This is a genomic window from Pseudomonas sp. FR229a, from assembly GCF_030209115.1.
GTDB lineage: Bacteria > Pseudomonadota > Gammaproteobacteria > Pseudomonadales > Pseudomonadaceae > Aquipseudomonas > Aquipseudomonas moraviensis_A.
Genome location: NZ_JARVSP010000023.1, coordinates 77,078 through 89,825, shown reverse-complemented (window position 1 = coordinate 89,825; position 12,748 = coordinate 77,078). Strand labels below are relative to the sequence as shown.

Annotated in this window: 6 protein-coding genes; 4 read left to right on the top strand and 2 right to left on the bottom strand. The window is 62.4% G+C overall.

The genetic code is table 11. The annotated features are described in order from the left end of the window. Positions 1-146 precede the first annotated feature (146 nt). Positions 147-6,557, bottom strand: a complete 6,411-nt coding sequence (locus tag QRN33_RS19270; RefSeq protein ID WP_285409570.1) for a non-ribosomal peptide synthetase — start codon at positions 6,555-6,557, stop codon at positions 147-149. 474 nt (positions 6,558-7,031) lie between these two features. Here QRN33_RS19270 and QRN33_RS19265 point away from each other — a divergent pair, with 474 nt between their 5' ends. The 4 genes from QRN33_RS19265 to QRN33_RS19250 all read left to right on the top strand — a co-directional run bounded on the left by QRN33_RS19265 (position 7,032) and on the right by QRN33_RS19250 (position 10,503). Beyond that, positions 7,032-7,826: a helix-turn-helix transcriptional regulator gene (locus tag QRN33_RS19265; protein ID WP_083353086.1), complete on the top strand. Its 795-nt coding sequence runs from the start codon at positions 7,032-7,034 to the stop codon at positions 7,824-7,826. Positions 7,827-7,897: 71 nt separating this feature from the next. After that, a complete protein-coding gene (locus tag QRN33_RS19260) occupies positions 7,898-9,262 on the top strand; it encodes an efflux transporter outer membrane subunit (protein WP_285409569.1) in 1,365 nt (454 codons plus the stop codon). A 156-nt stretch (positions 9,263-9,418) separates the two neighbouring features. Then, positions 9,419-10,024: an SCO family protein gene (locus tag QRN33_RS19255; RefSeq protein ID WP_016774221.1), complete on the top strand. Its 606-nt coding sequence runs from the start codon at positions 9,419-9,421 to the stop codon at positions 10,022-10,024. After that, complete coding sequence (locus QRN33_RS19250; protein ID WP_285409568.1) at positions 10,024-10,503, top strand: copper chaperone PCu(A)C; 480 nt, start codon at positions 10,024-10,026, stop codon at positions 10,501-10,503. Before QRN33_RS19255 ends, QRN33_RS19250 begins: the two co-directional genes overlap by 1 nt. A 948-nt stretch (positions 10,504-11,451) precedes the next feature. Here the strand turns inward: QRN33_RS19250 and QRN33_RS19245 are convergent. Next, positions 11,452-12,468, bottom strand: coding sequence for an ABC transporter substrate-binding protein (locus QRN33_RS19245; RefSeq protein WP_285409567.1), 1,017 nt, complete (start codon positions 12,466-12,468; stop codon positions 11,452-11,454). Positions 12,469-12,748 lie beyond the last annotated feature (280 nt).

Below are 12,748 nucleotides of genomic sequence, written 5' to 3'. Positions count from 1 at the left end.
AAAGACAAGAAAAAAGGCGCACGCAGCAGCGAGTCCGTGCTCACCGCGCGCAGCCCGGAAAAACTAAAACATCGGCGCGGCGCTGTCTGACATGGGAAGCCGGGACAAGCCCCGCTCCGCACAGCAGCGCAGACGCCCTGGCCCGGTCAGATCCGCCGCTTGCGGTTGAGCTGCGGAATGGTGGTGGGCGCGATGTCGACCTTGTGCGTCTGCCGCGAGGTCTGCGCCGCCAGTGCCGCCAGCGTCGGCTGACTGAACAGCGTGCGGGCGTCGACGTGCAGCCCGGCCTGACGCATGCGTGCCACCAGACTGACCGCCAGCAACGAATGCCCGCCCAACTCGAAGAAATTGTCGTTGCGCCCGATCTGCTCGATGCCCAGCGTCTCGGCCCAGACCCGCGCCACGGCCTGTTCGAGGTCGCCCTCCGGCGCCACGTAGGCGCGGCTGAGCAGGTGTTCGGCGCCGGGGGCCGGCAAGGCTTTGCGATCAACCTTGTCATTCGGCGTCAGTGGCATCGCCGCCAGCAGCACGAAGGCGGCTGGCACCATGTACTCGGGCAATTGCTGCAAGACATGCTCACGCAGCGCGTCGATGGCAGGCGCCGGGTGGCCTTCGCCCACGGTGAAATAGGCGACCAGGCGCTCATCGCGCACCAGCACCACGGCCTGGCGCACGGCAGCATGCTCGAGCAGCCGCGCTTCGATTTCTCCCGGTTCCAGACGCAGGCCGCGCAGTTTCAGCTGGAAGTCGGTGCGGCCGAGAAACTCGAGATTGCCGTCTGCCTGATAGCGCACCCGATCGCCGCTGCGATACAAGCGATCACCCGCCACAAATGGGCTGTCGATAAAGCGTTCGGCCTGGATCTGCGCCAACTGGTGATAACCGCGGGCGACGCCAACGCCCGCGATGTGCAGCTCGCCGCTGACGCCCAGTGGCACCGGCTGATCGTTGCGATCGAGCACATACAGCCGCGTGTTGCACAGTGCCTTGCCGATCGGGATGACCCGCTCGGGCAGCGGTTCATGGGGTTCGAGGGTCCAGGCGCTGTTGTCGACCGTGGTTTCGGTCGGGCCGTACACATTGTGCAGGCGCACCCACGGCAAGCGATCGCGCACGGCACGGACCATGGCGATGGTCAGGTCGCCGCCGCCGCAGAACACGTCGGTGAGGCTGGTGCAGCTGCTGACGTCTTCCTGCTCGAGGAACTGCTGCAACAACGCCGGGACGAACTTGACCACGCTGATGCGCTGTTCACGAATCACTTGCGTGACGTAGGCCGAATCGCGGTTGCCGTCGGGGCGCGCCAGCACCAGGCGCAGACCGGCGCTCAACGGCCAGAAAATCTCCCATACCGAACTGTCGAAACTGAACGGCGCCTTTTGCAACAGCGCGCCGTCCTCGGTCGGCGGGCGGATCTGCGAGCCCCAGTGCATCAGGTTGCAGACACTGCGATGCTCGATCATCACGCCCTTGGGCGTGCCGGTAGAGCCCGAGGTATAGATCATGTAAGCCAGGTTCGCCGCACTCAGGTCCGCCACCTGCAGATTATCGCTTGATGCCTCGTCCCAAGTGCTGCGGTCGAGGTCGACCACGGTTACATCCGTGTCCCCCAGCAGGTCGCGGGTCGCTGCATGCAGCAGCACTGCCACCGGGGCACTGTCGCGCAACATGAATTCGAGACGCGCCAGCGGATAATCCGGGTCCAGCGGCACGTAGGCGCCACCAGCCTTGAGAATCGCCAGCAGGCCGATCACCAGCTCGAGACTGCGCTCGACACAGATCGCCACCCGCGCATCGGGTCCCACGCCTTGCTCACGCAGGTGACGGGCCAGACGGTTGGCCTGTTCGTTGAGTTGCCGCCAGCTCAGGTGCGCGTCGCCGGCCTGTAAGGCAGTCGCGTCCGGTCGGTGTTGCACCTGCTGCTCGAACAACACGTGCAGCGGTTGCTCGAGTGGGCAGTCAACTGCGGTGGCGTTGAAGCAGGTCAGCAACTGATCTCGCTCTGCCGGTGACAGAATCGGCAGTCGGCTCAGCGGTAGATCCGAGTCATGCTCCAGTGCCTCGATCAGCCCGCCCAGGGCCGTGTGCATGTAGTCGCCGATGCGGCGCGCGCCGATGCTGGTCGCGGCTCTGGCGGTCAACTGCAAACCATCGCCAAAATCGTCGACGCTCAGGGTCAGCGGGTAGTTGGTGCGTTCTTCGTTGGCGAGGGTTTCGATGCCCTGCCACTGCGGCCCTTCTGCCTGGCCGAGCTGCGGCTCGCTGTGGCGATAGTTGAGCAGTGCGCTGAACAGCGGCGTCGGCGCGACCACGCCGCTGCAGCGCTGGGCCAGTGCCAGCGATGCGTGTTCGTGCCCGAGCAAACCGGTCAAGCGCCGGTGGGTCGCCTGCACGGCGGTTCGCGCCGCAGCGTCGACATCGACGCGCAACGGCAAGGAATTGATGAACACCCCCAACGCACGATCAGCGCCAGCGCCGCCCTGCATGCGGCCCATCAACACCGTGCCGAACACCACGCGCTCCTGCCCCGAGGTTGCCGCCAGTACCCGCGCCCAGGCCAGATGAATCAGGCTGGCGACGCTGACACCGAGTCGGCGCGCCTGCTGGCGCAGTCGGCCATCCAGTTCGCTGGCCAGATGTTGCTGCGATTCTTCGATACCCCGGCCATCGCCTTGTACGTCGTGCAAACCGAACGGCAAGGTCGGCTCATCGATATCGCCGAGCATTTCACGGAAGAAGTCCTCATGTTCCGCTTCGCTGACGCCCAGCCGCGCTTGCGCCACATAATTGCGGTACGGCACCGCCGGCGGCAGAGGCTCGCGCAGTCCGGCGAGGCTGGCGGACATTTCTGCGCGCAGCACTTCAAGGGCTATGTGATCGAGCGCGAGGTGATGGAACAGCAACACGCCGACCAGCCGCGAGTTGCCGGGATCATGGGCAAACAGCAAGCGCAGCAGCGGTGCCTGACTGACGTCGAGGCGATAGCGCCGGGCATCGAAGCGCTGATGCAATTGCTCAAGAACGTCGCCCTGGGCAGGATCGATTTCGATCTCCTGCAGCGGCAGTTCGGCGTGGCGCAGCACCACTTGCACTGGCGTGACCAGCCCCTCCCAGACCACCGCGGTGCGCAGAATGTCGTGGCGCGCCATGACCGCACGCAAAGCGTCGGCGAAGGCCTCGACGCGCTCCAGACTGGCAAACGCCAAATGTGATTGCAGCAGGTACGGATCGCCCTGCGCGGCGGTGATGTGGTGATAAAGGATGCCGTCCTGCAGCGGCGCCAGCGGGTAGATATCCTGCACGTTGGCCGCGCCGCCGGGCACGCTGGCGACAACGCGATCGAGAGTGGCCTGATCCAGCTCGATCAGCGCCAGCATGTCGGGGCTGATAGCGGTGCAACCGGCGGCAATGCGATTGGCCGGCACTTCGATTTCGCGCCCACTGCCAACGGCCGCCGCCAGTGCAGCGAGCGTCGGTTGGCCAAACAACACGCGCACATCACAACTCATGCCGAGCTGACGCATACGTTCGATCAGGCTCACTGCCAGCAGCGAGTGCCCGCCCAGTTCGAAGAAATGGTCGTGGCGCCCGACTCGCGCTACTTGCAAAACCTCGGCCCAGATCTGCGCCAATACGCTTTCCACTTCGCCCTGGGGCGCTTCATATTCACGGCGTATCAACGCTTCCGCGCCCGGGGCCGGCAAGGCCTTGCGGTCGATTTTGCCATTGGCGGTCAGCGGCATCGCCGGCACACGCACGTACGCCTGCGGCAGCAGGGCACTGGCCAAATGCGCTTGCAGAAAGGTGTGCAACTCAAGGACTTGCACCGGTCGGCGTTCGCTGAACCACGCCAGCAACTGGCCGTCCCGCGCCAGCACCACTGCCTCCTGAACCGCGTCATGGCGACTCAGCGCGGCCTCGACTTCGCCCGGTTCCACACGCACACCACGGATTTTCACCTGATCATCGCTGCGCCCCTGATATTCAAGGGTGCCGTCGGCGCGCCAGCGCACCAGATCGCCGCTGCGATACAGGCGCGCCGCCGGGTCAGTACTGAACGGGTCGCGCAGAAAGCGTTCGGCCGTCAGCTCCGGGCGATTCAGGTATCCCCGGGCAATACCGGCGCCGCCGATGTACAGCTCGCCGGTAACGCCGATCGGCAGTGGCCGCTGCTGTTGGTCGAGGACATGCACCGTGGCGTTGCTCACTGGTCGGCCGATATGCAGCGCTCGTCCTGGCTCGATTCTGCCGAACGTCGCGACCACAGTGGCCTCGGTCGGGCCGTAGTTGTTGATCACTTCGAATGACTGCGCACGATTGAACTGGCGCAGACGATCGCCGCCGATCAACAGGGTGCGCAGGGTCGGATGCTTGATTTTGCGGCTGAAGACATATTCGGCGACGGGCGTGGGCAGGAAACTCACATCCAGCGGTTGCGAACGCCACCAAGTCAGCAGCGCATCGATGTCTTCGCTGCCTTCACGGGCCGGTGCCAGATGCAGGGTCGCGCCAGCACACAGGGCCGGCCAGATTTCCCAGGCCATCGCGTCGAAGCCGAATCCGGCGAGGCTGGAGGTGTGCTGGCCGGGGCCGAGGCTGAAGGCCTCACAATGCCAGTCGATCAGATTGCCCAGCGTGCGATGCTCGACCATTACGCCTTTGGGCAGGCCGGTGGAGCCGGAGGTGTAAATCACGTAGGCGAGGTTGTCCACGGTCACTCCCGCCACTACCGGGTCAGCCTCGTTGGCGGTCGGCCAATCAGGTTGATCAAGGGCAATCACCGGCACCTGCAGCAGCGGCAAGCGAGCGCGCAAATCACTGTGGATCAGCACGGCCAGCGGTGCGCTGTCCGTCAGCAAATAGCTCAAACGCTCGCGCGGCTGCGCCGGGTCGATCGGCACATAAGCTGCGCCGGCCTTGAGCACAGCGAGCAGTCCCGCCAGCGTATCGAGCCCGCGCCGGGCGACCACGGCGACGCGATCATCGGGTTTTACCCCGAGTTCAAGCAGATGTCGGGCGAGGTCATTGGCTTGGCTGTTGAGTTGGCCATAGGTCAGTTGCTGCCCTTGATAAACAGCAGCGATGGCGTCAGGACGCTGGTCTGCTTGCGCGCTGAAACGCTGGGCAATGCTCTGGCCCTGCGGAAAATCCATCCGCGTGTCGTTCCATTGCTGCAACAGCTGCGCTTCGTCTGCGGTGCTCAGACAGAACTCTGCCGTCGACAGCGCCGGTTGCTCCAGCCCCTGCTCGAGAATCAACAGCAACCGTGCGCCCAGCGCTTCAACTTCCTGGGCATCGAAGTACGCCTGGTCGTAGACCAGATGCAGCCAGGCCTGAGCGTCGAAGCGATTGCTGCGCAGATGGATCGCCAGCGGTGTGGCTTCGTGGCCGTTGGAGACTTTGACGGTGCGCGCCGAGGCCGCGCCGTAGCGGTAATCGTGGTCGTCCTGCTCGTAGGACACCGATACTTCGAACAATTGGGCGCGGTCCTCGCGCAGCAGGCCGAGCGCGCGATTCATTTCACTCAGGGAAAACCGCTGATGGCGCAGATCCTGTTTCAGTTGCGCGGCGATGGCTTGCACCAACTGCGCAAATGGCAAGTCCCGAGCAAAATCCAGGCGCACCGCGCTGACCTGGGCGAACAGGCCGAGGGTGTTTTTGAAACGGGCACCGGAGCGGTTGAGAATCGGCAGGCCCGCCACCCAATCGTCGCGCTGCGCGGTGCGGCTGAAATACACGTGCAAGGCCGCCAAGAAAACATGAAACGCCGAAGCGCCATGCTCTCGCGCCGCTTGCTGCATGCGCTGATGCAGCAACGCGGGCATGACTTGCACATGTGCCTGCGCCGCTCGCGACACTTGGCCGGAATCCTGACGATGGCGCGGCAGGAGCAACGGCTCCGGCGGCGTCCGGTACTTGTCCAGCCAATAGGCGCGATCGCGGGCGTGCCGATCCGAACCCTGATAGCGCGCGTTGTCGGCAATGAAATCGACATAGGACGGCGCCGAAAGGGTCGCTGGTTGTCCCTCGCTTAGTGCACTGTAGATCTCGCCCAGCGACTTGAGCATCTGGCCAAAGCCCCAACCGTCGAGAATCAGGTGATGGGCCTGGGTCGCCAGCCAATGACGCTCTTCGTCCAGACGAATCAGACAGAAACGGAACAACGGCTCGCCGTCCAGGCGATAGACCTGCTGCATTTGCTGCTTTACCAACGCCTGCGCCGCCGCTTGCGCATCGTCCAGCGCCGCTAGATCAAACAGCGGCACGGCCACCGGCATCGTCGAGGCGAAAGTTTGCAGGGGCATGCCATCGGCCCCGGCGCCCGGGAACAGGACGGTGCGTAACGCATCATTGTTGGCGACCAGCGATTGCAGCGCTGCCTGCATGACCGCTGGGTCTAGCCGGCCATTTAGCTCTACGTATCCGCCAATGTTGTACAGCGGCGAATCACCGCGACTGAGTTGATCGAGCCAGATATCTCGTTGGGCGGCGGTCAGCGCAAAGGTTTCGCGAGGCACGGACAGATCGTCCGCTGCGGGAGCAGAAGTAGGCTGCATAAGATCCATCTCATGTGATTTGCCGGATATTCAAGCATCGGCCCCGTTTACGGGATGACACCTGAAACCCGGACAAGCGCAACGCTTCCCTGCCCCACTCGCCCTGAACCCCCCGAACTCAGGGGCGCCGCGCCCTGTTTGCTGAAGCAACGACTGAAAAATCTGTAGGAAAAACACCATTCCGAAGTAGCGCTTTTCGCTGGGCAGTCGACGCCGGGACGACTTCATCTGCCGATAATCCGGGCGTTCGGCATGACTCATCAGTCACGCATGCCGATTGAGCGCAGCCGCCTGCCATCAGCATCTCAGCGGAAATAGTGGCACTTTGTGTCCCTGTTTTCCCCTACAGACGCAGGACAAATGCATAGGATTAAATTCCGCTGCAGCTCAGTTCAAGGAGAAATGATTGCGCGGTGACGTGTGCATGAACGGTAGACGAAGCGGTGATGACTCTGAACCAGGGATGAGAAGGATATGAATCTGACCGGCAGTATTCGCAACATGGAAAACCCGCATTTCTACTGGCAACTTGGAGAGTTGATAGCCAGCACCGGCGACGATCATTTCGCCAGCAACATGTTCCAGTTGGTCGACACGCTGGTGCCGGTCAACCGCCTCGACCTCAGTGAGTGGACGCTGGATGAGCGTCAGGCCAGCGTGGTCGAGATCAAACCGCTGGGCTGTGCGGGCCTGCCTTCGGCTGGCGAATGCCATGCAGCGATCGAGCGACCGGACGATCATCCGCTGTTGCAGAAAATGATCGAGATGAACGACTCACTGCTGATCCAGTTGAAAGCCTCCTTGCTGCCACGCCATCCGCAACACGGCGTGCATCAATGCAATCTGGTGTCACGCACGTCCAATCGCCGGTGTGTGATCTCGGTGTACCGGCCGCATACCCAGCGGGTGTTCTCCCTGCCGGAGCTGGCGTTTCTGAAAAGCCTGTCCGACACCTTGCTGCCGCTGATCGAGCGGCACGCGCAAATGACCCGACAAAGCCTCGCCCGCTTGCCTCGCCCGGCGCTGGCCGAGCTGGAGCAGGCGCCGCTGGCGCAGGTCTTCGATGAGCGGCTGGCGTTGAGCGCCATTGTCCTGTCGGCCCGCGAGAAGGAAGTCTGTCTGGGTCTGCTGACCGGCGCCACCGTGCCGCAAATGGCGGAAAAACTGCGGGTCAAGAACAGCTCGATCGAGACGTATCTCAAGCGCGCTGCCGCCAAACTGGGTGTCAGCGGGCGACATGGCCTGGCAAAATGGATGGCCGGCGCTTGAACCCTTCTCGACCTTTACCGCATGTGCAGCCGAAACGCAGGTGTTCGAGCTTACGCCTTCCCCTATTGTGCATGGCTCTACTCATGGCCGGGTGTTCGCTGATCCCTGATTATGAGCGACCGCCGTCGCCAAGCGCCGCGCAGTACCCGGTGGCGACCCAGCCGACCACGAACCGCGAAGACTGGCACACGCTGTTCAACGACCCGGCCCTCAAGCAACTGATCGAAACCGCGCTGAGCAATAATCGCGACCTGCGCGTGGCAGCGCTGAATGTTCAAGCGTTTCAGGCGCAATACCGCATTCAGCGCGCCGACCTGCTGCCGGCGGTGTCGGCCAACGCCAACGAGTTGCGCCAGCGCCTGCCGTCCAGCGTCACCGGCGGCCCGGCGCAAATCACCTCGGCGTACACGGTCAATCTGGGCATCAGTGCTTATGAGCTGGACCTGTTCGGTCGGGTGCGCAGCCTCAGCGAACAAGCGTTGCAGAGCTGGCTCGCCACTGAGCAAGCGCGACGCAGTGCCGAGCTGAGTCTGGTGGCCAACGTTGCCAGCGCCTATTTGACCTGGCGCGCCGATCAGCAATTGCTGGAACTGAGCCGCGACACCCTCGCCGCGGACGAGCAGAGCCTGCACCTGACCACGCGCAACCGTGAGGCTGGCAAGTCTTCGGCGCTGGAGCAGGCGCAGGCGCGGACCAGCGTCGACAGTTCGCGGGTCAATCTGGCGCGCTATCAGCGTCTGGTAGCCCAGGACCTGAACAGCCTGACCTTACTGGTGGGTGCGCCGGTACCCGAGCAATTGCCGGCGCTGCCACTGGCCAGTGAGCTGGTATCGCCGCTGCCGGCCGGGCTGCCGTCGGATCTGTTGCAACGGCGCCCGGACATTCTCCAGGCCGAATACCGGCTCAAAGCCGCCAACGCCAACATCGGCGCGGCGCGCGCAGCGTTTTTCCCCAACGTGAGCCTGACCGCCAGTGCCGGCACCGCCAGTCGCGATCTCTCCGGGCTGTTCAGCGCAGGCTCCGGCGCGTGGACGTTCCAGCCGCAGATCAGCCTGCCGATCTTCAATGCCGGCAGCCTGCGGGCGAGTCTGGATTACGCGCGGCTGCAAAAAGACGTGGCCGTCGCCGAGTATGAAAAATCGATCCAGACGGCGTTTCAGGAAGTCGCCGACGGACTGGCGGCGCGCAGCAGCTATGCGCAGCAACTGCAGGCCCAGGGCGATCTGGTGCAAGCCACGCAGGACTACTACAACCTGGCGCAGAACCGTTATCGCAACGGCGTCGACAGCAGCCTGACCTTTCTCGATGCGCAGCGTTCGCTGTTCACTTCGCAACAAGCCTTGATCAGCGACCGCCTCGCGCAACTGGTTGCAGAGGTCAATCTGTACACCGCGCTGGGCGGTGGCTGGCAGACGGAGGAGCCGGCGCTGCGCTGATCTTCGGTCATTTCTTCTTACACCTTTTGTCGCCCGATCCGGCACCGCGCGGCGATCGGCGGCCGGCGATCAGCCTCAGTTTGCTATCATGCGGCGCTTTTACGGTTAACCCCCCGCCAGTCCTGCCGACTTGCGGGCTGCAAAAGGCGGTATTAGATGACGGCTTTGTTGACTCGCCGCAAGGTACTTGCGGGAATGGGCGTGCTCGGGCTCGGCCTGCTCGCCGGTTGCGATACCCGTGGCCAACTGTCGTACAAGTACGGCAAGGATCTGAGCGACAAGATCCTCGGACGCACCTTCAAGCTGAAGAACCCTGAAGGCGAAACCATGTCGCTGTCGAGCTTTCGCGGGATGATGCCGATGATCTTTTTCGGCTTCACCCAATGCCCGGCCGTTTGCCCCACCACCCTGGCCCGCGCCGCGCAGATCAAGAAACTCATGGGCCGCGACGGCGACCGCCTGCAAGTGGTGTTCATCACCCTCGATCCCGAACGCGACACGCCGCAGATCCTCGACGCCTACGTCAAAGCCTTCGACCCGAGCTTCGTCGCGCTGTACGGCACGCTTGAGGAAACCAAGGCCACCGCCAAGGAATTCGACGTGTTCTACGAAAAAGTCCCGGCCGGCGACACCTACACCATCTCCCATACGTCCACCAGCTACGTCTACGACTCGCGTGGTGAGTTGCGCCTGGGCCTGTCCACTTCGCTGACAGCCCAAGAGTGCACGGAAGATTTGCTTACTGTTATGGAGGTCTGCTGATGCATCCCGTTCTGAACCACATCAAACGCACCGTGTGTGCACTGTCCCTGCTCGGCCTGGCCTTTCAGGCGTCGGCGCAGACCAGAGTCGACGACGCCTGGGTCCGTGCGACCGTGCCGACCCAGTCTGCCAGCGGCGCGTTCATGACCGTCACCGCCGACAGCGACAGCAAACTGCTCAGCGTCGCCTCGCCAGTGGCCAAGGATGTGCAGATTCATGAGATGAGCATGAAGAACGACGTCATGACCATGGGCCCGGTGAAGTCGGTTGACCTGCCTGCCGGCAAAGCCGTGAGCTTCGACCCGAACGGCTACCACGTCATGCTGATGGGCCTGACCGGTCAGTTGAAGGAAGGCGAAAGCGTACCGCTGACCCTGACCGTGGAAAACGCCAAGGGCGAGAAAGAAATCATTGAGGTCAAAGCACCGGTTCGCGCGCTGACCAACATGGGCGGCCACGATCACAGCAAGATGCATTGATCGCTGACGGACATGCTATTCGCCTGACATAAAATCTGTGGGAGCGAGCCTGCTCGCGATCACGGTGTGTCAATCACGAAAATGTCGAATGACCTGACGCCATCGCGAGCAGGCTCGCTCCCACAGTAGTGCCGGGTGATGCCCCACTTCGCATCCGCCGCAAATCCCCTGTAGGAGCGAGCCTGCTCGCGATCACGGTGTGTCAGTCACGAAAATGTCGAATGACCTGACGCCATCGCGAGCGGGCTCACTCCTACAGTAGTGCCGGGTGATGCCCCATTTCGCATCCGCCACAAATCCCCTGTAGGAGCGAGCCTGCTCGCGATCACGGTGTGTCAGTCACGAAAATGTTCAATGAACTGACGCCATCGCGAGCAGGCTCACTCCTACACTAGTTCCGGGTGATGCCCCATTTCGCATCCGCCGCAAATCCCCTGTAGGAGCGAGCCTGCTCGCGATCACGGTGTGTCAGTCACGATAATGTCGAATGACCTGACGCCATCGCGAGCAGGCTCGCTCCCACAGTAGTGCCGGGTGATGCCCCACTTCGCATCCGCCGCAAATCCCCTGTAGGAGCGAGCCTGCTCGCGATCACGGTGTGCCAGTCACGAAAATGTCGAATGACCTGACGCTTTCGCGAGCAGGCTCGCTCCCCCAGTAGTGCCGGGTGATGCCCCATTTCGCATCCGCCACAAATCCCCTGTAGGAGCGAGCCTGCTCGCGATCACGGTGTGTCAGTCACGAAAATGTTCAATGAACTGACGCCATCGCGAGCAGGCTCACTCCTACAGTAGTGCCGGGTGATGCCCGATTCCGCATCCGCCGCAAATCCCCTGTAGGAGCGAGCCTGCTCGCGATCACGGTGTGTCAGTCACGAAGATGTCGAATGACCTGACGCTTTCGCGAGCAGGCTCGCTCCCACAGTAGTGCCGGGTGATGCCCAATCCCTCAACTCCCCGCACCACCATGCGCCTCTTCAAAGAAATAATCCTTCCAGCTCGCCGCCTTGTTTTTCAACACACCCAGTTCCTGCAATTTCTCGGCATAGATGAACGTGCGTTGCGGTACGACGGTGAAGTCGATTTCCGGGTCTTTGACGATTTGCTCGACCAGGGCCAGCGGCAGTTTCGATTGTTCTACGCGGATATAGGCCTGGGCGGCGGCGGGTTTGTCGGCCTTGATGATTTTCTCGGCTTCAGCCAGTGCGTCGTAGAACGCCTTGTAGGTTTTCGGGTTTTCGTCGTGAAATTTTTCTGTGGTGTAGAGCACGTTGAACGTCGCCGGGCCGCCGAGGATGTCGTAGGAACTCAGCACTTTGTGCACGTTAGGGGTTTGCAGAGCCTGATACTGAAACGGTGGGCTGGAGAAATGCGAGTTGATTTCCGAGCCGCCGGCGATCAGCGCGGCGGTGGCGTCCGGGTGCGGCAGGCTGACCGAAATGTTGTCGAACTTCTTGAACTGGTCGTCGCCGAATTCCTTGGCGGTTTCGATCTGCAGCGTGCGCGACTGGAACCCCACGCCCGCGGCTGGCACGGCGATGCGATCTTTGTCGCTGAAGTCCTTGAGGGTTTTGATGTTCGGGTTGTTGGTCAGCAGATAATTGGGCATCGAACCCAGCGCGGCGATGGCTTTGACGTTCTGTTTGCCCTTGGTGCGGTCCCACACGGTGAGCATCGGCGGCACGCCGGCCGAGACCACGTCCAGCGCACCGGTCAGCAGCGCTTCGTTCATGGCGGTGGCGCCGGAAATACTGTTCCAGTCGACCTTGATCTCCAGGCCCTGGGCCTTGCCATGTTTCTCGATCAGTTGTTGGTCGCGCACGACGTCGAGAATCAGGTAACCAATGCCGAATTGCTGGGCGATGCTGATTTTGCCTTCGGCCTGGGCGCCGCTACTGAACAGCGCGCCCGCTGCCAGAGTAGCGGCCAACAGAGTCAGCGCGGAACGTTTGAACGGTGTGGCCATGACAACCTCGCAGCATGGGGGTGGGCTGAAAGGCCTGACTTTATAGCTATAAAAAATAGAAATTAAATATCTTTATCGCATATCGATAGCACTGAGCGGTTTGATGTCTGTCGCGTGGATATCGCGACAGGCGGACGTACTTACAACAGTCTGAAACAAAAAACTGCGCTGACTGTAAAGCGGCAATACTTCCGGAACCCGTGCCCGATCTGGCCCCACGACATTTAAAGGTTCGCCAGCCGCAGGTTTAAAAAGCCGATCAGCCCGCCTGTCCTTGGTA

Bases quoted from the DNA above. Each gene is read 5' to 3' on its own strand.
- QRN33_RS19270 (WP_285409570.1), bottom strand. From the start codon at position 6,557: ATGCAGCCTACTTCTGCTCCCGCAGCGGACGATCTGTCCGTGCCTCGC.
- QRN33_RS19265 (WP_083353086.1), top strand. From the start codon at position 7,032: ATGAATCTGACCGGCAGTATTCGCAACATGGAAAACCCGCATTTCTAC.
- QRN33_RS19260 (WP_285409569.1), top strand. From the start codon at position 7,898: ATGGCTCTACTCATGGCCGGGTGTTCGCTGATCCCTGATTATGAGCGA.
- QRN33_RS19255 (WP_016774221.1), top strand. From the start codon at position 9,419: ATGACGGCTTTGTTGACTCGCCGCAAGGTACTTGCGGGAATGGGCGTG.
- QRN33_RS19250 (WP_285409568.1), top strand. From the start codon at position 10,024: ATGCATCCCGTTCTGAACCACATCAAACGCACCGTGTGTGCACTGTCC.
- QRN33_RS19245 (WP_285409567.1), bottom strand. From the start codon at position 12,468: ATGGCCACACCGTTCAAACGTTCCGCGCTGACTCTGTTGGCCGCTACT.